This is a genomic window from Microbacterium sp. M28 (assembly GCF_025836995.1).
In the GTDB taxonomy this organism is placed as follows: Bacteria; Actinomycetota; Actinomycetes; order Actinomycetales; family Microbacteriaceae; genus Microbacterium.
This window is the reverse complement of record NZ_CP107546.1, coordinates 2712832-2736936: the sequence shown is the minus strand read 5'-3', so window position 1 is coordinate 2736936 and position 24105 is coordinate 2712832. Positions and strand designations below refer to the sequence as shown.

General features: G+C 69.7%; 23 protein-coding genes. 12 read left to right on the top strand and 11 right to left on the bottom strand.

Features of this window, described 5'->3' with window-relative positions; translation table 11 throughout:
• Positions 1 to 6: 6 nt before the first annotated feature.
• The 3 genes from OED01_RS13340 to OED01_RS13330 are packed head-to-tail and all read right to left on the bottom strand — an operon-like array spanning position 7 to position 3481.
• A complete protein-coding gene (locus OED01_RS13340) occupies positions 7 to 477 on the bottom strand; it encodes a ribose-5-phosphate isomerase (protein WP_264155769.1) in 471 nt (156 codons plus the stop codon).
• Entirely contained in the window at positions 474 to 2207 is a 1734-nt protein-coding gene (locus tag OED01_RS13335; RefSeq protein WP_264155768.1) for a dihydroxyacetone kinase family protein, read from the bottom strand. Before OED01_RS13335 ends, OED01_RS13340 begins: the two co-directional genes overlap by 4 nt.
• The gene (locus OED01_RS13330) at positions 2204 to 3481 is read right to left on the bottom strand and encodes an MFS transporter (protein WP_413231587.1); all 1278 of its coding nucleotides are present in this window, start codon (positions 3479 to 3481) and stop codon (positions 2204 to 2206) included. Before OED01_RS13330 ends, OED01_RS13335 begins: the two co-directional genes overlap by 4 nt.
• On the opposite strand from OED01_RS13330, the gene OED01_RS13325 reads away from it, so the two are divergent.
• A complete protein-coding gene (locus OED01_RS13325) occupies positions 3471 to 3686 on the top strand; it encodes a hypothetical protein (RefSeq protein ID WP_264158002.1) in 216 nt (71 codons plus the stop codon). The two genes, OED01_RS13330 and OED01_RS13325, sit on opposite strands and share 11 nt — an antisense overlap.
• Here OED01_RS13325 and OED01_RS13320 read toward each other — a convergent pair.
• Positions 3673 to 4542, bottom strand: a complete 870-nt coding sequence (locus tag OED01_RS13320; RefSeq protein WP_264155766.1) for an SMP-30/gluconolactonase/LRE family protein — start codon at positions 4540 to 4542, stop codon at positions 3673 to 3675. The two genes, OED01_RS13325 and OED01_RS13320, sit on opposite strands and share 14 nt — an antisense overlap.
• 80 nt (positions 4543 to 4622) lie before the next feature.
• Here OED01_RS13320 and OED01_RS13315 point away from each other — a divergent pair, with 80 nt between their 5' ends.
• Together OED01_RS13315 and OED01_RS13310 are read left to right on the top strand one after the other, a co-directional pair.
• The gene (locus OED01_RS13315) at positions 4623 to 5360 is read left to right on the top strand and encodes a FadR/GntR family transcriptional regulator (protein ID WP_264155765.1); all 738 of its coding nucleotides are present in this window, start codon (positions 4623 to 4625) and stop codon (positions 5358 to 5360) included.
• A 12-nt stretch (positions 5361 to 5372) separates the two neighbouring features.
• The gene (locus OED01_RS13310) at positions 5373 to 6263 is read left to right on the top strand and encodes a nucleoside hydrolase (protein ID WP_264155764.1); all 891 of its coding nucleotides are present in this window, start codon (positions 5373 to 5375) and stop codon (positions 6261 to 6263) included.
• 151 nt (positions 6264 to 6414) lie between these two features.
• On the opposite strand, the gene uxaC is transcribed toward OED01_RS13310, so the two are convergent.
• Positions 6415 to 7812, bottom strand: coding sequence for a glucuronate isomerase (uxaC, locus tag OED01_RS13305; RefSeq protein WP_264155763.1), 1398 nt, complete (start codon positions 7810 to 7812; stop codon positions 6415 to 6417).
• Complete coding sequence (locus tag OED01_RS13300; protein ID WP_264155762.1) at positions 7809 to 8858, bottom strand: LacI family DNA-binding transcriptional regulator; 1050 nt, start codon at positions 8856 to 8858, stop codon at positions 7809 to 7811. The genes uxaC and OED01_RS13300 overlap by 4 nt, the downstream gene beginning before the upstream one ends.
• Before the next feature lie 115 nt (positions 8859 to 8973).
• Between OED01_RS13300 and OED01_RS13295 the strand changes: the two genes are divergently transcribed.
• Genes OED01_RS13295 through OED01_RS13255 form a run of 9 tightly spaced genes read left to right on the top strand, consistent with a single transcriptional unit; the run spans position 8974 to position 18250 of the window.
• Positions 8974 to 9825, top strand: a complete 852-nt coding sequence (locus OED01_RS13295; protein ID WP_264155761.1) for a sugar phosphate isomerase/epimerase family protein — start codon at positions 8974 to 8976, stop codon at positions 9823 to 9825.
• Positions 9822 to 10973 carry a Gfo/Idh/MocA family protein gene (locus tag OED01_RS13290; protein WP_264155760.1) on the top strand — a complete coding sequence of 384 codons (1152 nt, stop codon included), beginning with the start codon at positions 9822 to 9824 and terminating at the stop codon, positions 10971 to 10973. Before OED01_RS13295 ends, OED01_RS13290 begins: the two co-directional genes overlap by 4 nt.
• Positions 10970 to 12142 (top strand): mannitol dehydrogenase family protein, encoded by a 1173-nt coding sequence (locus OED01_RS13285; protein WP_264155759.1) that lies wholly within the window; start codon positions 10970 to 10972, stop codon positions 12140 to 12142. Before OED01_RS13290 ends, OED01_RS13285 begins: the two co-directional genes overlap by 4 nt.
• Positions 12139 to 13377, top strand: coding sequence for a D-mannonate dehydratase ManD (gene manD, locus OED01_RS13280; RefSeq protein WP_264155758.1), 1239 nt, complete (start codon positions 12139 to 12141; stop codon positions 13375 to 13377). Before OED01_RS13285 ends, manD begins: the two co-directional genes overlap by 4 nt.
• Positions 13378 to 13404: 27 nt before the next feature.
• Positions 13405 to 14259, top strand: a complete 855-nt coding sequence (locus OED01_RS13275) for a sugar phosphate isomerase/epimerase family protein (RefSeq protein ID WP_264155757.1) — start codon at positions 13405 to 13407, stop codon at positions 14257 to 14259.
• Positions 14260 to 14297: 38 nt separating this feature from the next.
• Positions 14298 to 15581, top strand: coding sequence for an ABC transporter substrate-binding protein (locus OED01_RS13270; protein ID WP_264155756.1), 1284 nt, complete (start codon positions 14298 to 14300; stop codon positions 15579 to 15581).
• A gap of 4 nt (positions 15582 to 15585) precedes the next feature.
• Positions 15586 to 16572, top strand: coding sequence for a carbohydrate ABC transporter permease (locus OED01_RS13265; protein ID WP_264155755.1), 987 nt, complete (start codon positions 15586 to 15588; stop codon positions 16570 to 16572).
• Positions 16569 to 17486 carry a carbohydrate ABC transporter permease gene (locus OED01_RS13260; protein WP_264155754.1) on the top strand — a complete coding sequence of 306 codons (918 nt, stop codon included), beginning with the start codon at positions 16569 to 16571 and terminating at the stop codon, positions 17484 to 17486. The genes OED01_RS13265 and OED01_RS13260 overlap by 4 nt, the downstream gene beginning before the upstream one ends.
• A complete protein-coding gene (locus tag OED01_RS13255) occupies positions 17483 to 18250 on the top strand; it encodes a sugar phosphate isomerase/epimerase family protein (RefSeq protein WP_264155753.1) in 768 nt (255 codons plus the stop codon). The genes OED01_RS13260 and OED01_RS13255 overlap by 4 nt, the downstream gene beginning before the upstream one ends.
• 137 nt (positions 18251 to 18387) lie before the next feature.
• On the opposite strand, the gene OED01_RS13250 is transcribed toward OED01_RS13255, so the two are convergent.
• From OED01_RS13250 to OED01_RS13230, 5 genes are read right to left on the bottom strand one after another with little or no spacing between them, the layout of a single operon-like run.
• Complete coding sequence (locus OED01_RS13250; protein ID WP_264155752.1) at positions 18388 to 19851, bottom strand: aldehyde dehydrogenase (NADP(+)); 1464 nt, start codon at positions 19849 to 19851, stop codon at positions 18388 to 18390.
• 2 nt (positions 19852 to 19853) lie between these two features.
• Positions 19854 to 20945, bottom strand: a complete 1092-nt coding sequence (locus tag OED01_RS13245; protein WP_264155751.1) for a mandelate racemase/muconate lactonizing enzyme family protein — start codon at positions 20943 to 20945, stop codon at positions 19854 to 19856.
• On the bottom strand, positions 20942 to 21841 hold the full coding sequence (locus OED01_RS13240) for a 5-dehydro-4-deoxyglucarate dehydratase (protein ID WP_264155750.1): 900 nt from the start codon (positions 21839 to 21841) through the stop codon (positions 20942 to 20944). The genes OED01_RS13245 and OED01_RS13240 overlap by 4 nt, the downstream gene beginning before the upstream one ends.
• Positions 21841 to 22764, bottom strand: a complete 924-nt coding sequence (locus OED01_RS13235; protein ID WP_264155749.1) for an NAD-dependent epimerase/dehydratase family protein — start codon at positions 22762 to 22764, stop codon at positions 21841 to 21843. Before OED01_RS13235 ends, OED01_RS13240 begins: the two co-directional genes overlap by 1 nt.
• Positions 22761 to 24098 (bottom strand): Gfo/Idh/MocA family protein, encoded by a 1338-nt coding sequence (locus OED01_RS13230; RefSeq protein WP_264155748.1) that lies wholly within the window; start codon positions 24096 to 24098, stop codon positions 22761 to 22763. The genes OED01_RS13235 and OED01_RS13230 overlap by 4 nt, the downstream gene beginning before the upstream one ends.
• Positions 24099 to 24105: the final 7 nt, after the last annotated feature.

Sequence of the window (24105 nt, the reverse complement as noted above, 5' to 3'; positions counted from 1 at the left end):
TCGGCATCAGCAGCTCCCGGTGGTCTCGTACTCGTCGATGACCGCGACCTTCTCGGCGGACGCGCTGGTCGCATCGAACCGGTAGGTCAGCCACTCGCGCACGTTGCGGCGGGCGAGCTCGATCCCGACGACGCGCTGACCCATGCAGAGCACCTGCGCGTTGTTCGACAGTACGGCCCGCTCGACCGAGAAGGAGTCGTGCGCCGTGACCGCACGGATGCCGGGGACCTTGTTCGCCGCGATCGCGACGCCCAGGCCCGTGCCGCAGATCAGCAGCGCTCGGTCGGCTTCGCCGCGCGCGACGCGCTCGGCGGCCTCGATCGCGATGCGCGGGTACACGGTGTGGCCATCGGCATCCACACCCACGTCGACGACGGACGCGACGCCGGGGTTGTTCTCGAGGTCCTTCTTCAGGATCTCCTTGTAGTCGAAACCGGCGTCGTCGCAGCCGATGACGATGCGGAGGGAATCGGTCACGAGGCGGTGTCCTTTCGGGAGGCGAGAAGCTCGCCGATGGCGGTGGCGATCAGCGCGAGCGAGATCGCGCCGGGATCCGGGGTGCCGATGGCGTGCTCGCCGTGGCTGCGGGCGCGCCCCATGCGGGGGAGCAGGTCGGCGGTGGCCGCGGCCGCCCTGGTCGCGGCATCCGCGGCCGTCGTCCAGGCATCGGCGAGGAAAGCGCCGCCGTCCGCTGCCGTGGTCAGCTCGCTCGCGAACGGCACGAGGGCATCGACCATGGTCTTGTCGCCGACCTCGGCCCTACCGTGGCTCTGCACACCTCGTGCGCCGTCGGCGATGCCGGACGCCACCGCCTGCGCGTCTGGACGACCGGCGTCGCCCAGACGATCGGCGACGGCGTTGAGGATGACGCCCCACAGCACGCCAGAGGTTCCGCCGGCCCTGTCGGACCAGGCGTCGGCGGCACGGGCGAGCGTCGTCCTGGCGCCTGCGCCGGCTTCGGCCGCCTGGATGCCGGCGGCGAGAGCAGCGTGCGACCCTCGGCGCATGCCGATGCCGTGGTCGCCGTCGCCGGCGATCGCGTCGATCCGGCCCAGTTCGTCGGCGTGCTCGTCGATCGTGTCGACGATCGTCTGCAGGGCGGCGCGCACGACCTGTGCGACCTCCTGCGAGTCGGCGTCGCCGGGGGCGATGGCGTCCTCGACGGCCGCGACGTCGATCGCATCCGCCTGGGCTGTGGTCGCGACTGAGCCTCGGCGATACGCCGGGGCGTCGACGGGAGCCTCCCAGAGCCGCTCGAGCTCGTCGTCCAGCCAGAACAGCGTGAGTGAGGTACCCGCCATGTCGAACGAGGTGCAGTACTCGCCGACGTGCGGGTCGACGATCACGATCCCGGCATCCGTGAGCAACTGCGCGATGCGCCGGTAGACGACGAACATCTCCTCGTACTTGAGGGATCCGAGGCCGTTGAGGATCGGGATGACCCTGGCGCCGGCGACCTCGATGCCGTCGGGCACCTCGGCCAGGAGCCTGTCGACGAGGAGCGCGGCCAGCTCGTCCGCTGTCGGGACGTCGGTCTCGTCGATCCCCTGCTCGCCGTGGATGCCGAGACCGACCGCCATGCGGCCTGCGGGCACCGTGAACAGCGGCGACGGTGCGCCGGGCAGCGTGCAGCCGGTGAACGCGACGCCGAACGAACGCGTGCGCTCGTTGGCCTTCGCAGCGATCGCCGTCACGGTGGCGAGATCGTCGCCGCGTTCGGCAGACGCAGCCGCGACACGGAAGACGGTGAGGTCGCCGGCGATGCCACGGCGCTTGTGCTTCTCCGCAGTGGACGCACTCGAGATGTCGTCGGTCACGGCGACCGTCGACACCTCGATGCCCTCGGCGCGCAGGCGCTCCTGCGCCGCGTCGAAGTTCAGCACGTCGCCCGCGTAGTTGCCGTACGAGAAGAACACTCCGGCGCCGCGCTCCGCCGCCTTCGCGACGGCATGGATCTGCTGCGCCGACGGTGAGGCGAACAGGTTGCCCATGGCTGCACCGTGCGCCAGTCCCTGACCGACCATTCCACCGAAGGCGGGGTAGTGTCCGGAGCCGCCGCCGATCACGACCGCCACCTGTCCGTCGGGAACGACGGTCGAACGGACCACACCGCCGGTCACGCGGCGCACGGAGCGCGCGTTCGCGGCGACGAAGCCGTCGATCATCTCGTCGGCGAAATCCTCAGGGTCGTTCCACAGCCGGGTCATCGGGTGGTCTCCGCGGTGATCGCGGCATCCGGTGCGTCCGCCGTGCGGATGCGGCCGCTGCGGGCGAGCACGATCATCAGGATCGCCGAGACGAGCATGAAGCCTCCGACGATGAACATCGGCACTTCGTAGCCTCCGGTCCAGTCGTGCACGGCGCCGGTGAGGTACGGCGCGCTGAAGCCGGCGAGGTTGCCGATCGTGTTGATCAGTGCGACGCCAGCAGCGGCGGCGACGCCGGTGAGGAACTGCGTCGGCAGCGTCCAGAAGTTCGGCAGAGCGGCGAAGATTGCGCACGCCGTGACCGTGATCACTGCCATCGTCGCGACGGGCGAGCCGGCGAACAGCGCGAGCGGGATCGAGATCGCACCCGCGATCGCCGGGGCGGCGATGTGCCAGGTCTTCAGACCGCGCTTGCCGGCGTCGCGCGACCAGAAGTACATCACGATCGCGGCCGGCAGATACGGGACCGCGGTGATCAGACCCTTCTGGAAGACGTCGTATGTCACGCCGGACTGCTCCTGGAAGCCTTCGATGATGGTCGGCAGGAAGAATGCCAGCGCGTAGAGGCCGTAGATGAAGCCGAAGTAGATGAAGGACAGCATCCAGACCCGGCCGCTGCCGAAGGCGAAACGGACCGAGACGTGCTTCTCGGTGGACTCGGTCTTCTTGCGCTCGGTCTCGAGGGCATCCGTGAGCCAGATCTGCTCGTCGCGGGTCAGCCACTTCGCGTCGGCCGGCTTGTCCTTGAGGTAGAACCAGGCGATGATCCCGACCACGATCGCGGGGATGGCGACACCCAGGAACATGAAGCGCCAGCCCTCGAGGCCGAAGAAGATGCCGTGCTGCTGGATGAGCGCGCCTGCCAGCGGGGCGCCGATCACCGTCGTCAGGGGCTGTGCCAGGTAGAACAGCATCAGGATGCGTCCGCGGTACTGCGCGGGCACCCAGAGGCTGAGGAAGAGGATCGCGCCGGGGAAGAACCCGGCCTCGGCGACACCGAGCAGGAATCGGAGGACGACGAGCTGTTCGAAGTTCTGCACCCAGGTGAACAGCAGGGCGACGATGCCCCAGCTCACCATGATGCGGGCGAGCCAGCGACGGGCGCCGAACTTGTGCAGCGCGATGTTCGAGGGCACCTCGAGGATGATGTAGCCGATGAAGAAGACGCCGGAGGCGAAGCCGAACTGAGCCGCGCTGAGCGCGAGATCGTCGTTCATGCCGTTCGGGGCGGCGAAGCCGATGGCCGTGCGGTCGAGGTAGTTGATGAAGAACATCAACGCGACGAAGGGAACGAGCCGTACGGAAACCTTCCGGATGGCGGATTTCGCGACCGAGCTCTCGGTCTGGGTGTTGTCCACGATGACTCCTGGAATCGACGATGATGCGCGGGACTGGTTTCCTTATTTTGGCAAACCGGTTGACCAATTGCAAGCCGTTTCCAGAATCGATCCTGTTTCGGGGAGGCTCAGCCGCGCGTGAGCGTCGGGATCCGGTACAAGCTCGTCGTCGCGGTGATGTACAGATCGGTGCCGTCCCGGCCGCCGAAGCAGAGGTTCGCGACGGTCTCCGGCACGGGGATCCGGCCGACCTCGACGCCGTCGGGGTCGAACACGATGACCCCCGTCGCGCTGGACGAGAAGAGCCTGTCGTGCACATCGATGCGGATGCCGTCGGGGTGGCCGTCCTCGGCATCCAGGACCGCGAAGACGCGGCCGTTCTTGCAACGCGTGCCGTCCTGGACGTCGTACGCCCGGATGTCGCGGAGATCGGAGGAGTCGGCGACGAACAAGGTCCGGCCGTCGCGGGAGAACGCCAGCCCGTTCGGCTGCTCGATGTCGGTGATGACCGGGCTGGTGCGTCCGGTGGCCGGGTCGTGGCGGAAGACGAAATGGTCGCCGTACTCGCGGACGCCCGGGTGCCCCTCGCGCGGCTGGGTGATCCCGTACGCGGGGTCGGTGAACCAGATCGTCCCGGTCGCGTCGACGACGATGTCGTTGGGGGAGTTCAGACGAACGCCGTTCCACGAATCGACGATGTTCTCGACGACGCCGTCGGTGTCGCGCTCGACCCGACGACGGCCGTGCGAGCACTGCAGCACACTGCCGTCGTGATCGAGCGTCCGTCCGTTCGTGAACTCCACTCCCTGCGCGTAGACGGTCGTCTCGCCGGTCGCCGGATCGTATTCGCGGATGCAGTCGTTCGGGATGTCGCTCCAGCGCAGACGGGCGCGACCCGGGACCCAGAGCGGCCCTTCGGCCCAGACCGATCCGGTGTGCACGCGCTCGAGTGCGGCGTCCGGAGCGAGGATGCCGGCATCCTCGAGAGGGGTCGTCATCGGTGCTTCTCCTTGTCTCACGCCCGAACCGGTTGACCGGAATGGTGACCGATCGGGCATCTGCCCGGTAGGTTACTGCCATGCCCGCCTTTCCCGGAGATCCCGTCGACGACATCGCCGCCGCGCTCGGCGCGCTCCCGTCCGGGACACCGGTGTCCGAAGTCGCTCGCCGTCTGCTCGATCTGTTCACGGGCGGATCGATCGCGCCCGGCACGCGCCTGCCCCCCGAGCGGCAGCTTGCGACGACGCTCGGCGTCGGACGCTCGGCGGTGCGTGAGGCGCTCGCCGCGCTCGAGATCCTGGGCATCGTCGACGTGCGCCCGGGCTCCGGCACCTACCTCCGCGGCGCGGCCAGCGAGCTTCTGCCGCAGACCTTGCGCTGGGGGCTGCTGATCGGAGAGCGCAACACCGCGCAGCTGCTGGAGCTGCGCGAAGGGCTGGAGATCTTCGTGGCACGACTGGCCGCGACCAGAGCGGATGCCGCGATGATCGCGCGTCTCGAGAAGGACGTCGCCCGCATGCACGCCACGATCGACGACCTCGGCGCGTTCGCCAAAGCCGACCTCGACTTCCATCACGCGCTCGCCGAGGCCGCGCGCAACGCGACGCTCACCGACCACCTGCACGTGATCCGCTCCCTGCTGCAGGTCTACGCCGACCGTGCCGTCCATGACCGCGCGCACGCCGAGCGGGCCACGGCCGAGCACGAGGCGGTGCTGGCCGGTGTGAAGGCCGGAGACGGGGATGCCGCAGCATCCGCCATGGCCGTGCACATGGCCACCGCGACCCAGCGACTGCTGGCCGAACGAGCGGGCTGACGGGAGAGAAGCATGATCAACGACGATCACCGGACGCGCCGCGTCATCATCGATTCCGACGTGAAGAACGAGGCGGACGACCAGTTCGCGCTGGTTCATGCGCTGCTGTCGCCGACGCTGGACATCCGCGGCATCATCCCCGCGCACTTCGGAACGCACCGCACGACCGAATCGCTCGCGGAGTCCCGCGAGGAGCTCGAGCTGCTGCTGCGTCTGCTGGCACTCGATCACCCGGTGCCGACCGCAGACGGTGCACCGCACGCGCTCCCGGATGAGCGCACTCCGGTCGACAGCCCCGGCGCGCGCCTCATCATCGAGGAGGCTCGGAGGACCGACGCCGGGCCGTTGTACATCGCGTTCCTGGGGCCGCTGACGGACATGGCCACTGCGCTGCTGCTCGCGCCGGACATCGCGGGCACCGACACCACGGTGATCTGGATCGGCGGACCGCCGTACGGAGACATCGTCTCCGTCGGCTCCTGGCCCGAGTTCAACCTCAAGAACGACATCGCCTCGGCGAACGTGGTGCTCGACTCCGGCATCCGGGTGTGGCAGGTGCCCTCGAACATCTATCGCCAGGTCAACGTCTCCTACGCGGAGCTGGAGGCGCGCGTCGAACCCCACGGCGAGCTGGGACGCTACCTGGCGCAGCAGGTCGTCGATTTCAACAGCGCGCACCACCGCACCGCGATCGAGTCCCGCTCGCTCGGGGACTCACCGGCCATCGCACTCATGCTCGAACCCGGTTGCGCGGCGATGCGCCGACAGCCGCGAGTGCGGTTCACCGCCGATGGGCACTATGAGCTCGGGGATCCGGCGACCGAGATCCTCGTGGTCGAGAGCGTCGACGTCCGGTTCCTCCTGGAGGACATGTTCCACAAGATCGCGCGCCACGCCGGCTGACAGTACAGGCATGTCCGGGTTCGCGCGGGTGCGGCCGCGGTGGACCCGCACGAACCAGGACATCCTCGGACCACATGTCCGACTTACGGAGGGTCGCTGTGCTGAAGACCCGCATGAACCCGGACATCGACGAGGTCGGCCGTGCTGACGGTCAGAGCCGGAACACGCTCCGCGGGATGGCATCGACGAGGTCGTGCGCGATCGTGTGCGCCTCCTCCTCGTCGAGACGGCCGGTGACGACGAGCGTCGCCAGCCATCCGGCATCCATGCGGCGCGAGACGTCGTGGCGCGCAGGGATCGACAGATACGCGCGCGTGTCGTCGATGAAGCCGCTGGTCTTGTAGAACCCGGCCGAATCGGTGACGCCCTCCCGGAAGCGGCGGATGCCGTCCGGGCTGTCCAGGAACCACCACGGCGCCCCGGCGAACACCGAGGGGTAGAAGCCGGCCAGGGGGGCGATCTCCCTGGTGAACGACGTCTCATCGACGGTGAACAGCACCATCCGGAACGTCTCGTTCGTCCCGAAATCGCCGAGCAGCTCACGCAACGGCTCGGTGTACCGGGTGAACAGCGGCAGGTCGTGCCCGGTGTCGGGCCCGTACCGTTCGGTCGTCGGGCGGTGATGGCCGCGGAGCACCCCGGGGTGCAGTTGCATGACGAGGCCGTCCTCGCTGGACATCCGGGCCATCTCCCACAGCATGTGACGGCGGTACGCGGTGGCGTCATCCGGCGTCGCCGCACCGACGAGGCCCGCGCGGTGGATGCGCTCCAGCCCTCCGGGGGTGAGACGCGTCGCCCAGGCATCCACGACTCCGGTATCGGTCGCCGTGGCGCCCAGCGCGCGGAAGTGCGCACGCCGGTTCTCGAGCGCGGCGATGAGGCCCGACGCCGTGCCGGTGTCGATGCCGCTGGCGGCATGGAGCTGCTCGAGCGCGCCCGGCCACCCCGCCGCTGAGGGATCGAAGTAGCGATCCGGGCGGAACGTCGGCAGCACGCGGCCGGTGAACGTCGCATCGTCGCGCAGGGCGGCGTGGGCTTCCAGAGCGTCGGCGGGGTCGTCCGTCGTGGCCAGCACCTCGATCCCGAAGCGGTCGAAGAGCGCGCGGGGGCGGGATGCGGCATCCGCGATCCAGGCCGAGATCGCGTCGAACTGGGCGTCCGCGTTCGTCGCCGACGGATGCTCGTCCAATCCGATCACGGAGTGCAGCGTGTCCTCGAACCACGCACGCACCGGTGTGCCGGCGAACACGTGCCAGTGCGACGCGAAGCGGCGCCAGATCTCGCGCGGCTCGACACCCGCGGAGCCGCGCCCCAGAGCGTCCAGGCCGATGCCGTGCGCATGCAGCAGGCGCAGCACGTAGTGGTCGGGGACGATGAGCAGATCCGCCGGGTCCGTGAACGACAGGTCGTCCCTGAGCAGCGCCGCGTCGACGTGTCCGTGCGGCGACAGGATGGGCGCGTCGCTGACGCTCTCGTACAGCGTGCGGGCGATCGCACGCGTCGTGGGATCCGCCGGCAGGAGCCGATCAGGGGAGGGGGCGAGTCTCACAGGGCATCCTCTTCGTTCGACGGCGCAGGACCGCTGCTCTCGCGGGTGCGCAGATAGGTGGGCAGGACGGTTCGCAGCCGTGGAGTGCCGCCCTGCGACAGTCGGCTCAGCAGCATGGTCACCGCGACCCGGCCGGCCTCCTCGATCGGCGCCGAGACGGTCGTCAGCGGAGGGTGGCAGAAGTCCGATCCGAAGATGTCGTCCGTGCCGACGATCGACAGATCCTCGGGAACGCGGATGCCGCGCTGCGCGAGCCGTTTGAGCATCCCGATCGCGAGCAGGTCGTTGAACACGATGCAGGCCGTCACATCGCGCGAGGCGACGCTGTCGGCCGCCGTCGCGCCGGCGGCGGCGTTGGGGGCCCACGGTCCGAGGAACGTCAGGTCCACCTCGAGCTCAGCCGCGGCATCCTGCAGCGCCTCCCAGCGCCGGGCGCTCGACCAGGATCCGGCGGGACCGGCCACGTACGCGATGCGCCGGTGACCGAGTGAATGCAGGTGGGTGAGCGCCTGCCGGACGCCGGTCGGGGTGTCGATGAGCACGCTGGGCACGTCGGGGAGGTCGCGGTTGACGGTGACCAGCGGCTGCCGGGCGGCTGCCGCGATGAGCTGCTCCTCGTCCAGACGGGATGCCGCGAGGATCACGCCGTCCGCCGACTTGCGCATGATCTCGAGCGTGTCGGCCTCGACCTCGCGGGACTCCTCGGTGTCCACGAGCAGCTGAGTGTAGCCGGCTGCGCGCAGTTGACGCTGCGAGCCGCGGATCAGGTCGAAATAGAACGGGTTCGCGATGTCGGGGACCAGCAGCGCCACCGTGCCGGTGCGTCCGGACGCCAACGATCGGGCCTGCGAGCTGGGGACGTAGGCGAGCTCTGCCGCCGCCTCCTCGATGCGCTGGCGGGTGACCGCGTTGACGCGGTCCGGATTGCTCAGAGCGCGTGACACGGTCGACGCCGCGACCCCGGCGAGGCGGGCGACGTCCGTGATCGTCGCGGCACGACCGGCAGGGCGCGCCGCGGGTCCGGCGGTGGCGTCGGTGTCGGTCATGCGGTGAGCATATCCATTCGAACGGGTCTGTGGCAAAATTTTGGCAAACGCTTGTCAAAGGGTTGCCGCATCGCTACCGTGGTGATCGCCGACCTGAACCCGACGAAGGAATGCGATGTCACCGACGACCGCCCAGCCCACCTGGACGCTCTCCGGATTCGGAGATGAGATCCACCCCGAACCGAGGATCCAGTGCGCTGTTCTGCTCGCGCTCGGCGCCCGTCACATCGAGGTGCGATCGGCATGGGACACCAACATCGTCGACCTCGACCGGGAACGGTTGGGCGAGCTCGCCGCGGCGATCAGGGCCGAGGGGATGGGCGTCTCCGCCATCGCCTCGCCCATCGGCAAGAGCGACCTCGCAGGTCCGATCGACGTCGAGCTCACGCGCCTCGACAACGCCCTGCGCGCCGCCGACGTCCTCGAGTCGCGCTACATCCGGATGTTCTCGTTCTGGCAGCCGGAGGGCGAGCCGGTCGAGCGCATGCGCGACGAGGTGATGGATCGGCTCGGCCGCTTCGCCGAACGGGCGGCGTCCGCCGGCGTGACCCTCGTGCACGAGAACGAGAAGCACATCTACGGCGACACCCCGGAGCGCGTGCTCGACATCGTCCGCACCGTCGACTCGCCGGCGCTGCGACTGGCATGGGACAACGCGAACTTCGTGCAGGTCGGCGTCCGACCCGTCACCGACGGGTTCGCCCAGCTCGCCGAGTACATCGAGTACCTGCAGGTCAAGGACGCGCGTCTCGACACCGGCGAGGTCGTGCCGGCCGGAGAGGGCGACGGCGAACTCGTCGAGACGATCGAGGCACTGCGCGATCGCGGCTTCACCGGCTTCGCCTCCCTCGAACCCCACCTCGCCGACCAGAACGCCCTCGGCGGATTCAGCGGTGCGCACCCGTTCGGTCGCGCCGCCCGCGCCTTCCGCACCCTCACCGACAACGCTGGAGTGAAACTCGCATGAGCACCCTGTCCACCGCCATCATCGGCTGCGGCGTCATCGGACGCACGCACGTCGACGCCGTCCTGCAGCTCGCCGACCGCCTCGCCCTCACAGCACTCGTCGACGTCTCCCTCGAACGGGCCGACGCGCTCGCCGACGTCGTCGAGGAGCGCACCGGCGTCCGCCCCGCGGTCCACGCGACCGTGCAGGAGCTCGTCGCCGCCGAGCCTCCCCAGCTCGTCGTCGTCGCGACGCCTTCCGGCCTCCACGTCGAGCAGGCCGTCGTCGCACTGGAGGCCGGCGCGCACGTCCTGATCGAGAAGCCGCTCGACGTCGACCTCATCCGTGCCCGCCGTCTGGCGGACGCCGCCGCAGCGGCAGCGGCGCGCGGCCAGGTGTGCAGCGTCATCAGTCAGCACCGCTTCGACCCGTCGAGTCAGATCGTGCACTCCGCGATCGCCGACGGCGCCTTCGGCCGCGTGACCTCCGGCGTCGCGACCGTCCCGTGGTGGCGGTCGCAGGACTACTACGACTCGGGCGACTGGCGCGGCACGTGGGCGCTCGACGGGGGCGGCGCCCTCATGAACCAGGGCGTGCACACCGTCGACCTGCTGCTGTGGTTCCTCGGTCGCCCGGTGACGGTGTCGGCCGACATCGCCCTGCTCGCCCATGAGGGTGTCGAGGTCGAGGACACCGCCGTCGCCACGCTGACGTTCGACAGCGGTGCACTGGCCGTGCTGCATGCGACGACCGCGGGGTACCCGGGCCTGCCGGTGCGCCTCCAGGTGCTCGGATCCGACGGCTCGGCCGTCATCGACGGCGACGCCCTGCAGTACATCCACCTCTCGAAGGACGCCGATGGCGCCACCGGCGCATACGGCGGCGGGGGCAACCAGGCGGATCGCTACTCCGTCGAGCCGCCGGCCGGCGTCGACGCCACTCAGTTCAGCTACGGCCACGTCCGGCAGTACTTCGACCTGCTGGACGCGATCGACGGCGGCCGCGAACCGCTGCTGACCGTCGAGCAGGCGCTGCTCGCGCTCGCCGCTGTCCGGGCCGTCTACGTCTCGGCCGTGCTCGGCCGCAAGGTGCGCATCGACGACGTCATCGCGGGAGAGTACGACGACCTGGTGCTCGAAGTCCCCGTCATCGAGGTCCCCGCGGTATGACCGCACCCGACCGCGCGCCCGTCCGGATCGCCCACCTGGGCCTCGGGGCGTTCCACCGTGCGCACCAGGCCTGGTACACGGAGGTCGTGAACCGGTCCGGCGGCGAGCAGTGGGGGATCGCGGCCTTCACCGGCCGGACGCCGGACGCCGCGGTCGCGCTCGCGGCGCAGGGCTGCGCGTACGATCTGGTCGTCCGCGGCCCGGAGTCCGACGCGGTCGAGCGCATCTCGTCGATCGTCGCCGCCCACGACGGAGCGGATGCCGGAGCCTGGCGCCAGGCGATGGCGACGGTCGCGGTGCTCACCGTGACGATCACCGAAGCGGGGTACCACGCCGACGGCACGGCGATCGCGCGCATCGTCGACGGTCTGCGCGCGCGGCGGGACGCGGGGGCCGGGCCCGTCGCGATCGTCAGCTGCGACAACCTGGACGGCAACGGTGCGCTCCTCGGCGCACTCGTCACCCGGACCGCCGACGCAGATCTCGCGGCATGGATCGACGACAACGTTTCTTTCGTGTCATCCGTCGTCGACCGCATCACACCGGCGGCCGCCGACGCGCTGCCGATCGCGGTCACGGATGACCCGTGTGCGATCGTCACGGAACCGGCGGCATCCTGGATCCTGTGCGGCGACTTCCCCGCCGGGCGGCCTGCATGGGAACTCGCCGGCGCCGAGTTCGTCGACGACATCGAACCCTACGAGCGGCGCAAGCTGTGGCTGCTCAACGCCGGGCACACGCTGCTCGCGAGCCTGGGTCGACTGCGCGGCCATGCGACCGTCGCCGATGCCATGACCGATGCGCACTGCCGGACGGCGCTCGCCGACCTCTGGGACGATGCCGCGGAGGTGCTGCCGTTCGACTCGGCCGACCTCGACGGACAGCGAACGGTCATCACCGCGCGGTTCGAGAACGCCCGCATCCGGCACGCGCTGCGCCAGATCGCGACGGATGCCGAGATCAAGCTCGCACTCCGGGTCGTGCCCGTCATCCGGGCGCGCCTGGCCGTGGGCCTGGACGCCGGACACGGCGAGCTCCGCGCGCTCGCCGCCTGGGCCGCGGTGGAGGGCCACGACGCTGATGCGGTCGTCGACCGCTTCGACCTGGACGACGACGTCCGCCACGAGCTGATCGGCGCGATCGCCGAGCTGAAGGGAGTGCACGCATGATCATCGACAGGGCAGAGGTGATCGTCACGAGCCCCGATCGGAACTTCGTGACGCTCAAGCTCACGACGGACGACGGCCTGACCGGTCTGGGCGATGCGACCCTGAACGGCCGCGAGCTCGCCGTCGTCGCGTACCTGACCGAGCACGTCGTGCCGCTGCTGGTCGGACGGGACGCGCACCGCATCGAGGACACTTGGCAGTTCCTGTACCGCTCGGCGTACTGGCGCCGCGGCCCGGTCACGATGGCGGCGATCGCCGCCGTGGACATGGCACTGTGGGATATCAAGGCGAAGGCCGCGGGCATGCCGCTGTACCAGCTGCTCGGCGGTGCGTCCCGGCGGGGGCTGCTCGCGTACGGGCACGCCTCTGGCAAGGAGCTGCCTGAGCTGTTCGACTCCGTGCGCTCGCATCTGGAGCAGGGATACCGCGCCATCCGCATCCAGACCGGTGTCCCGGGGCTCAAGGCGATCTACGGCATCGCCTCGCAGGCGGCCGACACGTTCGGCGGTGAGGCCAGGTACGACCACGAACCGGCGCGACGAGGGGCGAAGCCCGTCGAGGAGGACTGGGACACGCGGGCGTACCTGCGGCACCTGCCCGGGGTCTTCGAAGCGGTGCGCAACGAGTTCGGACCCGAGATCCCGCTGCTGCACGACGGTCACCACCGGATGACCCCGATCCAGGCCGCGCGCCTGGGCAAGGACCTGGAGCCATACGACCTGTTCTGGCTCGAGGACTGCACACCGGCGGAGAACCAGGAGGCGCTGCGCCTGGTGCGTCAGCACACCACGACGCCGCTCGCGATCGGCGAGATCTTCAACACGGTCTGGGACTTCAAGGACCTGATCCGCGAGCAGCTGATCGACTACGTCCGCGGCGCCGTCACGCACATGGGCGGCATCACGGCGCTCAAGAAGACGCTCGAGTACGCGGCGCAGTACCAGATCAAGTCCGGCATGCACGGTCCGACCGACATCTCTCCGGTCGGCATGGCAGCCGCGATGCATCTCGGGCTCAGCATCCACAACTTCGGCATCCAGGAGTACATGCGGCACGGCGCGCGCACGGATCAGGTGTTCCGGCAGTCGTTCTCCTGGCAGGACGGGCTGCTGCACCCGGGTGACGCACCGGGCCTCGGCGTCGAACTCGACGTCGACGAAGCAGGAAAGTACCCCTACGAGCAGGCCTACCTGCCTTACAACCGACTGGCTGATGGCACCGTCCACGACTGGTGACCGGCACTTCACCCGAAAGGAAACCTCATGGCACGCATCGGCGTCCAGGCGATGATGCTCAAGAGCGCCGTCGCAGAGCTCGGCGCGTTTGAAACGTTTCGTCGCACGACGGAGATCGGCTACCGTGTCGCCGAGCTGTCGCAGATCCCGCTCACGACGGAGACGGTCGCCGAACTGCAGCGAGCCGGCGGCGAGCTCGGCGTCGAGTACTGCGCCCTGTCGGCGGCACTGACCGCCGGCGGGATCAACGACTCCCTCGAGGACGATTTCGGCAAGATCGTCGCGGACTGCCGCGCGCTCGGTGCGGACATGGTCCGCATCGGAATGCTGCCGATCCCCGCGCTGCGCTCGACCGACGCCGTGCTCGACTTCTGCCGAAGGGCGGATGCCGCGGCCGAGCGCCTGTCCGACGAGGGCATCGCGCTGTATTACCACAACCACCACGTCGAGTTCGCGAAGGTCGACGGTCGCTACCTGCTTGAGATCATCGCCGAGAACTCCCCGCACGTGGGGATCGAGCTCGACGCCCACTGGATCGCCCGCGGCGGGCTCGACCCCGCTCGCGTGATCGGGCAGTACGCCGGCCGGGTGCGGATGGTGCACCTGAAGGACTACCGGATCGCGATGCCGGATGCCGCGGACATCGACGCGTTCGAGAGCGGCGATCACGCGGCCTGGGGCGCGGCCTGGAACGGACTCGTGCAGTTCGCCGAGGTCGGCGAGGGCAACCTCGACTGGCCGGCGATCATCGACCAGTCGGTCCGATCCGGCGCCGACTACCTGCTCGTCGAGCAGGACGACCTCTACGGGCGCACGGTCTGGGAAGCGCTCGAGATCTCGCATCGCAACCTCACGAGGCTCGGCTTCGCCGACCTCTTCTGACCCACCCTCGCAACACACCACGTATCAAGGAGGATCACATGGCACACCGCAGGACACTCACCGCCATCGCCGGATTCGTCGTCGCCGGACTGGCTCTGGCAGGCTGCGCCTCCGGCGACTCGAGCGGCTCAGCCGATTCGGGCTCGGAGAAGGAGAACGACGGTCCGGTCACGCTCGAGTTCTGGGCGTGGGGATCGAACGTCGACAAGCGCGTCGCCGAATGGAACGAGCAGAACCCCGACATCCAGGTCAACATCTCCGCCCCGGCCGGCGGTGCGGACTTCCCGGTCAAGGTGCTGTCGGCCGTCCGAGCCGGCGAAGGACCCGACATCGCGCAGGCCGAGTACACCCAGCTGCCCACCTACGTCTCGGCCGGAGTCGTGGCGGATGTCGAGTCCGTACGCGACGAGCTGGAGGAAGCCTTCTCCGAGACCACACTGGACACCGTCACCTTCGACGACACGATCTTCGGCATCCCGCAGGATCTCGGACCGGCGCTGTTCGTCTATCGCACCGACCTGTTCGGTCAGCTGGGCATCGAGCCCGCCGAGACGTGGGACGAGTTCCGTGCGCTCGCCGAGCAGGTGCGGTCGTTGCCCGGCGACCACTACCTGGCCAACTTCAGCGCGCTGGACGCCGACCTGTTCATGGGGCTCGCCCTGCAGAACGGCGCGCAGTGGTGGGAGTTCGCCGACGACGAGTGGAAGGTCGACATCGACGACGAGGCCAGTGCCGAAGTGCTCGAGTACTGGCAGGGTCTGATCGAGGACGACCTCATCAGCACGTACCCGTCGGGCAGCCCCGAGTTCATCGAGGCGACGGCATCCGGCAAGGTGCTCGGCCAGATCGCCGGCGCGTGGGCGCCGGGGCCGCTGCTGAACCAGTACCCCGACACGGTCGGGCTCTGGGGTGCGGCGCAGATCCCGCAGTGGGAAGCGGGAGAGCTCAAGACCTTCGCGCGCGGAGGGTCGGCCGACATCATCCTCGCCGACAGCGAGCACTACGACGAGTCCGTCGAGTTCCTCACGTGGTTGAACGCATCGGATGAAGGCGCGGAAGGCCTCGTCGGCATCAACAAGTTCACCGCCGCACTGCACGGCCAGGAGATCGACCGGCCGGCGCCCGACCTCATCCCCGAGGACGACGCGTACTGGCCGTCCGCGGCCGAGTCCGCATCGGGGCTGGTCTCCGTGCAGTGGGGACCGAACACGCAGGTCGCGTTCACCGCACTGAACGACGCGCTCGGCGCGGCGATCGAGACGGGAGACTGGTCGAAGGTGCTGTCCACCGTGCAGACCACCGTCGAAGGCGATCTGGACTGACATCATGACTGCACTCCTCCAGGAGAGTGCGCCCGCGGGCGGGGAGGCGACGCGAACCGTCGTCCTCCCGCCCCGGCGGGCGCGCCGCCCGCATCTGCAGCGGCACACGGGCTTCGCCTACGCCCTGATGGCACCGGCGCTCGTGATGTTCGCCCTCGTGTTCGTCATCCCGATCGTCTACTCCGGGTGGTTGAGCGTGCGCGGCCGCGGCGAATCCAGCGGCGGGGCATTCGGTCCGCGCGAGGAGACGTTCGTCGGACTGGGCAACTACGTCTCCGTGCTCGAGGACCCCACGTTCTGGACGAGCCTCGCGCACCTGGGCATCTATGCCGCGATCATGGTGCCGCTGCTGATGGGCACCTCGATCCTGCTGGCCCTGCTGCTGGATCTGCCTCGAGCCCGCGCGAAGTCCTTCAGCCGGACCTCGATCTTCCTGCCGTACGGTGTGCCCAGCGTCATCGCAGCCCTGATGTGGGGATTCCTCTACGTCCCCGACATCAGCCCGGTCTACCAGTTCGCGAGCACCTTCGGCATCCAGCTGCCGAACCTGCTCTCCGGGGACTGGATCTACGTGGGCATCGTCAACGTCGTGCTGTGGGGAGGCATCGGGTTCAACACCGTCATCATCTACACGGCGCTGCAGTCGCTCGACCGCTCGCAGATCGACGCCGCCCGCATCGACGGCTGCGGCGAGGGGCGCATCGCGTGGTACATCAAGCTGCCGCACGTCGTGCCGGCCACCGTGGTCACCGGGCTGTTCTCGGTGATCGGCGCCCTGCAGATCTACAGCGAGCCCGCCATGCTCGCGACCCTCACGAACGCGATCGACTCGACGTTCTTCCCGCTCATGCGCGTGTATCGCGATGCCTTCGCGCACGACGATCTCAACTCCGCCGCCGCGGCATCCATCCTCCTGGCGCTGGGGACGGTGCTGCTGTCCCTGCTCGTGCTCGGCGGACGCCGACTGGCCACACGGAAGGCCGACCGATGACCCTGCTCTCCTCGCGCGAGAAGCGCGCCTCCGCCGCGCAGCGACCGCCGGCCTACGATCGTCCGGCAGGCTCACGTCGGCGGGGCGTTCCCCTCACGGCGATCCTGCCGACGACGGTGCTGATCGTGTCGGCGGTGTACTTCCTGCTGCCGGTCGTGTGGGTGTTCTTCTCGGCCACGAAGTCGTCGGCCGAGCTGTTCACGACCCCCGCCTTCAGCTTCGGGACTGCCCTGTGGGACAACCTCGTCGCGCTGTTCGCCTACGAGAACGGCGGCTTCGCGAAGTGGCTCGGCAACAGCTTCCTCTACAGCATCGTCGGTGCTCTCGCCTCGACGCTGTTCTCGGCAGGTGCCGGCTACGCGCTCGCGATGTACGAGTTCCGCGGCAAGCACGCGATCATGGTCGGACTGCTCGGCGGCGTCCTGCTGCCGACGATCACGCTCGCGATCCCGCAGTACCTGCTCTTCGCGGAGATCGGTCTGGCCAACACCTACTGGTCGGTTCTCATCCCGACCATGATCACCCCCTTCGGCATCTACCTCGCGTACGTGTTCGCCCGGGCTTCCGTGCCGGTCGAGCTGCTGGAAGCCGCGCGCGTCGACGGATCGAGCGAATGGCGCACGTTCCGCTCGATCGGTCTTCCGATGCTGATGCCGGGACTCGTCACCATCTTCCTGCTGCAGTTCATCGGGGCGTGGAACAACTTCCTGCTGCCGTACATCATGCTCACCGACCCCGACCTGTTCCCCATCACGGTCTCGATGTACATGATGCTCAACCGCGGCGGCAGCGAGCCCATCCTCTACACCCTCGCGATCGCCGGTGCTGCGGTCGCGATCATCCCGGTCGTCGCGTTCGTGCTGATCCTCCAGCGCTACTGGCGCCTCGACCTCGTCTCAGGGAGTCTCAAGTGACCACTGTCGGCCTCATCGGACCTCGGGCCAACGGCCTCATCGCGCAGCGACTCGGCGCGGACTACGTCGAGCCGACGATCGTCGGCAACGTGATCCTCTTCGCGGACGACGGCACGCCGAGCCTCAACCCGGAGTTCGCGGGAGAGCGGCATCCGTCGTTCGCGATCCTGCTGCCCGGCGACGTCCGGGTGGCCGACCCCGCCTTCGACCTCGAGAAGGTCCGGTCGTACTTCGCGTCGATCTTCCCGGTGCTCGCGCAGGTCGCCGAACCCGGCGCGAAGATCGTCTTCGGCTCAGGGGCCGCCCGCCGCATCCCCGAGGGCGCCGACCGCTCCGCTGCCGAGGTGCGCTTCGCCGAGTCGCTCGCGATCGCGCGGGATGCCGCAGCGGCGCACGGCCTTCGTGTGATGCTCGAGCCGTTGCATCAGGGGGAGACGAACCTCATCCACACGATCGGCGAGGCCGTCGACTTCCTCGACGCGCACGGCATCGATGGTGTTCCGGTCGTGGCGGATCTCTTCCACATCGAGCAGGAGGGCGAGCCGCTCTCGACGGTGAGCGACCACATCGATCGGATCGGCCACGCGCACATCGCTGATGCCGGTCGACGCTGGCTCGGCGCGGGTGACGGGCAGTGGCGTGAGTTCGTCGCGACGCTGCGGGATGCCGGATTCGACGGCCCCGTGTCGCTGGAGTGCAACTGGGGCGACGACCTCGAGACCGAGATCGCCGCCTCGATCGCGGCGCTGCGCGCGCTGCCGTAGCGGGTGCCCGCTCGCTCCGTCGTTCGTTGAGCGAGCCGAGCGTCACCCCCTCGTTCGTTGAGCGAGCGGAGCGAGTCGAAACGCGATCACAGCTGAACAGCCGTCACGGCGTTTCGACTCCCCGCTGCGCTCGTCGCTCAACCAACGGGGTGGGGCGCTGCGGGGGTGCGGAGGACTCCGTTGCGACGGTGCGGGAGCGATGCGAGGGAGGCGTCGCGCAGCTCGGGCGGGAGCAGGCGCTCCGGGGCATCCTGGAACACGACAGGGCGCAGGAATCGGCGGATCGCCGTCGCACCGACCGAGGTGTGCAGCGATGTGGTCGCCGGCCACGGGCCGCCGTGCTGCTGGGACCACGTCACGGCGACACCCGTCGGCCAGCCGGCGAACAGGACACGACCGGCGCGTTCCTGCAGCAGCACGAGCGTCCGGGCCACGTCATCGGACGGCTCGGAGTGCAGCGTCGCCGTGAGGCTACCAGGCACGACGCTCAGGGCAGCGTGCAGTTCGGCCTCGTCCGTGTAGCGCACGAGCAGCGTGAGGGGACCGAAGACCTCTTCCAGCAGCGCCTCGGGGCGCGCGGCCACGGCAGCGGCATCCGTCGTCACGACGACCGGACGCGCACCGTCCGGGGTCTCGGCGCCGTGCGCGATGAGCGCGGTCGACTCATCCGCCAGCAGGGACTGGATGCCGTCGGGGAACGCCGCCGTGATCCGGTCCGTCAGGAGCGGGCCGCCGGTCACCGAGGCGACGGCGGCGGAGACGCGGTCTTCGAACCCCGTGCCCGCGGGGATGAACACGACGCCCGGCTTGGTGCAGAACTGACCGATGCCGAGCGTGAACGAGCCGACGAGTCCGGTGGCGAGCTCGACGCCTCGAGCCTCGAGCGCGGCCGGGGTGATGACGACGGGGTTGACGCTGCCCAGCTCGCCGTAGAACGGGATCGGGGCCGGTCGCCCTGAGGCGAGGTCGAACAGTGCGCGCCCGCCCGAGACGGAACCGGTGAACCCGGCCGCCTGGATTGCAGGATGCTGTACGAGCGCATTGCCCGCTTCGCGCCCCTCGATGAGTGCGAACGAGCCATCCGGAGCGCCTGCAGCGTGCAGCGCCCCCGCGACGATCTCGGCGGTGCGGCGGGACAGCTCCAGGTGGCCGGAGTGGGCCTTCACGATCACCGGGTTCCCCGCGGCCAGCGCCGAGGCGGTGTCGCCGCCGGCCACCGAGAACGCGAACGGGAAGTTCGACGCCGAGAACACCGCGACGGGCCCGACGCCGACGAGGAATCGGCGCAGTTCGGGTCGGGGCGGCGCAGCCGAGGCATCCGCGTCGTCGACGATGATCTCGCGGAACGAGCCCTCCTCGACGACCGAGGCGAACAACCGCAGCTGTCCCGTCGTCCGGGCGACCTCCCCCGTGAGTCGTGGGGTGCCGAGGCGGGTCTCACGATCGGCGATCTCGACGAGCTCCGCGACGTTCGCGTCGAGCGCGTCGGCGATCGCGCGCAGCCAGGCGGCACGTTCGGTGGCGGACGACGCCCGCCACACCGGGGCGGCCGCGGCCGCCGACTGGGCGATCGACTCGAGCTCTTCGGCGGTCGTGGTCATGATCAGGCCTTTCCGGTCAGAAGGGGGGAGAAGCGGATGCCGAGGCCGGCGTGCGGCGTCTCGGTGAGGTACCCGTCGGCGATGGCGACGGGGGAGGAGTCCTCCAGTGCGCCGAGTGCGCCGAATCCGGCGTCCTCCACGTCCTCGGCCCACGGCTCGGCGACGTCGCCGGGGAGCGTGAGGGCGAGCTGCCCGGACAGTTCGGGCAGCAGGTGCGGATGCAGCGCGGTGCCGTGGTCGGAGGCGATCTGCGCGATCCGCTGGAACGGGGAGATCCCGCCGACGCGGACGATGTTCGGCTGCACGATCTGGGCGGCACCGGCGCGGAGGAAGTCGGCGAAACGGTGCGCGGTGTGCAAGTTCTCCCCGACCGCGATCGGCAGGTCGATGCGTCGGGCGAGTTCGGTGTGGCCACCGAGGTCATCTGCCCGCAGCGGTTCCTCGATCCAGGCGAGGTCGAAACGGGCGAGAGCCTCGACGGATGTCGTCGCGCGGTCCAGATCCCAGCGCTGATTCGCGTCGATCATGAGCTCCCGATCCGGGCCGAGCAAGGCGCGCACGGCGCCGACGCGATCGACGTCCTCGGCGATGTCCGGCTTGCCGACCTTGATCTTCACCGCGGTGAAGCCGGCGTCGATCCAGCGCTGGACCTGCGCGAGCAGTTCGTCCTGCGTGTAGTGCAGGTTGACGCCGGAGCCGTAGACGCGGGCCCGCTCGCGACGGCGTCCGATCAGGGCGGAGGCCGGCAGGTCGCGGGCGCGGGCGGCGGCATCCCACAGCGCGAGATCCAGTCCGGCCAGTGCGATCGTCGTGACGCCCCCGCCTCCGGCCTCGTGCAGGTGCTCCCAAAGGCCCTGCCATGCCTCGCCCGGCTCGGCCGACCGCCCGATCGCGGCCCGCACGATGTCGTCGGAGAGGAGAGCATGCACGGCGGCGGCGCCGATCTGCGGGGTCCACGAGAAGCCCCAGCCCTCCGCGCCGTCCGACCGCACGACGTGCGTCGCGACGATGCCGACCGAGGTGACATCGGCCGCCCACGGCCGGGTGAGCGCGATGCGCTGCAGCCGGGTGTCGAACCGGGTGATCGTGGTCACAGCAGTGCGCGCCCCGCGTCGAGGATCTCCGCGAGCCGTGTCGCCTGCGCCGCAGTCGGATCGACCAGCGGTGCGCGCACCGAGCCGACCGGCAGCCCGCCCAGACGCAGGCCCGTCTTGATGAGCGAGACGCCGAAGCCGGGCGTCTCGTCACGGAGGTTCACCAGTGGTCGGTAGAAACCGTCGAGGATCTGCAGGCGGCGCTCCTCATCGCCGGACACGTATGCGCGGTAGAACGCGTTCGCGACCTCGGGGATCATCGCGAAGGCGGCGGACGAGTACAGCGGGACGCCGATGCCGCGGTACGCGCCCTGCGTCAGCTCGGCCGTCAGCAGGCCGTTGAAGAACGCGAACTCCGCGCGTCCGGTCTCGGCGACCGCTCGGACGATGAGCTGCGTCGTGCCGATGTCGCCGGTGCCGTCCTTGAAGCCGACCACCTTCGGGTTGGCAGCCAGGGTGCGCATCGTGTCGACCGAGTACTGCGCGCTGCCGCGGTGGTACACGATGACCGGCAGATCGGATGCCGCGGCGATCGCCTCGACGTACGCGATCAGCCCGGCCTGAGTACCACCGACGAGGTACGGCGGCAGCACGAGCAGACCGTCGGCTCCGGCATCCGCGGCGGCTCTGGCGACCTCGATCGCATGCCCGAGCGGCCCCCCGGCGCCCGCGATCACCGGTACGCGGCCCGCGACGGTCGTGACGGCCGTGCGGGTGACCGCGGCGGCCTCGGTCGCGGACAGCGCGTGGAACTCGCCGGTGCCGCACGCGGGGAAGACGCCGCCTGCTCCGGCGGTGACCCCGCGCTCGATGTGCTGGGCGAGGAGGTCGTGCTCGACCGAGCCATCCGGGGTGAACGGTGTGACAGGGAAGAAGAGGATGCCGTCGAAGTTCATCAGAGACCTTTCGTGAGGAGAGCGTCCGCGCTTGCGAGCTCGGTGCGCCAGTCGTGCTGCGGGCGCCAGCCCAAGAGTCGCTCGGCCTTGGCGATCGAGAACGCGGGTCGGGTGCCGGTCAGCTCGGCTGCGGCGCCGGCGGTTCCCGGATGGAACTGCGGCAGCAGGTCGGCCAGCGGCTCGCGGGCCAGAGCGTCGGAGGCGCCGACGAAGAAGACCTCGCCGTTGGGGATCTCGGTCATGCCTGCCAGCAGCGTGTCCGCGAAGCCGGCGACGTCGCGGGCGTCGACGTAGTTGAACAGCGCGGGCGCCGAGAGCGCCGGGTCGTCCAGTCGTTCCCGCACGGTGTGTCCCTGCTGGGTCGGAGCTCCGGCCCATTCCTCCGGCGCGATCACGTAGCACGGCCGGAACGCGGCGAACCGCGTCGCATCGCCGGTCTGGCGCTGCAGCATCCCGAGGGTGTCCTCGATCAGCAGCTTCGACAGCGCGTAGGCGTTCCACGGTCTGGTCGGGGTCTCCTCGTCCACCGGCAGCCGCTCGGGGATCCAGCCGGTCGGCGACCCGTACCCGAGCACGGTCGGGCTGGACGCCGCGACGATCTTCGGAATCCCTGCGCGCACCGCACCGTGCAGCACCGAGACCGCGAGGCCCGCGTTCGTGCGCATGATGACGTCCTCAGGGGCGCTGAACGGCACGGCGATCGCGGCGAGGTGGATCAGGGCGTCGGCTCCGGCATCCGCGAGGACGGATGCCGCGGCATCCGCGTCGGAGAGGTCCAGGGAGACCTGCGTGATGCCGTCCTGCTCGAGCTCGGGGGCGATGACCCTGTCGAGCGACACGATCTCGTGCCCGAAGCCCGCGAGCCCTGCGACGAGGCTGCGGCCGAGCCGGCCGGCGCCGCCGGTGACGACGATGCGGCTCATGCGTGCACCGCGCCTTCGAGCAGGTGGATGCCGAGGTCGGCGACCTGGACGGGCAGGCCCGTTTCGAGCGACCGGTTGCCGGCGATGCCGACCGCGATCGAGCGGATGCCGTCGCTCCAGTCCGCCGGTCGGGCGAGCGGGTCGTCGCCAGGGCCGACGAACACATCCGAGAGCAGCAGTGCGTCGCCGCCGCCGTGACCGCCTTCGCCGCGGACGATCTCGACTTCGCGGGCGGCCTCCCAGTGCTTCTGCACGATCAGGCGCTCGCCCTCGGGGCGCAGCGCGTTGCCGGCATCCGATCCCGAGAGGCTCGGGTCGAGGGCCGGATGCAGACCCTCTTCGGCGAGCACGGCGCCGCGCTCGACGACCTCGAGCTCGGCACGGCCCCGCGTGCCGTTGACGGCGACGCGGTAGCCCTCCCACGGGGAATGCGCGTTCAGCGAGTAGGAGAGCGTCGCCCCGGAGGCGTAGTCGACGACGAGCGCGAGGTTGTCTTCGATGGTGATGCCCTCGCTGAACACGTCGCGGTCGCGCACGTAGCCGTCGTGCTGCTCGGCGTCGAGATAGAGCGCCTTCAGCCGCTCATCGTCGCGCAGGTCGAGCTCGAACGGATCGCCCCCGTCGTGCGTGCCTCGGGCGGGCCGGCCCGTGATGCCGCGGGCGGCAGCGTTCTCGGCGCCGTAGAAGCGCAGTCCGCCGGATGCGTAGACGCGCCGCGGCTCGGAGCGCAGCCACCAGTTGACGAGATCGAAATGGTGGCTGGACTTGTGCACGAGCAGTCCACCCGAGTGGGCCTTCTGGCGGTGCCAGCGGCGGAAGTAGTCGGCGCCGTGCTTGGTGTCGAGCATCCAGGAGAAGTCGATCGAGGTGATCTCGCCGATCTCGCCGTCCTGCAGCAGACGGCGCAGCGCACTGTTGCGCGGCGAGTAGCGGTAGTTGAACGTCAGCACGACCTGGCGGCCGGTGCGTTCGACGGCCTCTTCGATGCGTGCGGCGCTCGGGGCGTCGATGGTCAGCGGCTTCTCGACCACGACGTCGGCGCCTGCTTCGAGCGAGCGGACGATGAGCTCGGCGTGCAGGTCGTCGCGGGAGCAGATGATGACGCGGTCGATGCGCTCCTCGCGGATGATCTGCTCGAGGTCGTCGGGTCCCGCCGTGCGCGGGGCTGCGGTCCCCGCGGCGGTGATGCGGTCGACGTAGTACTGCGCTCTGGTCGGGTTCGGCTCGATGAGGGCGATCAGCTCGGCGCGGTCGCGGTGCTCGCCGATGATCGCATCGACGTACATCTGTGCGCGGTGGCCGGCACCGGCGAGAGCGTAGCGCGTCATTGTCATCCACTCA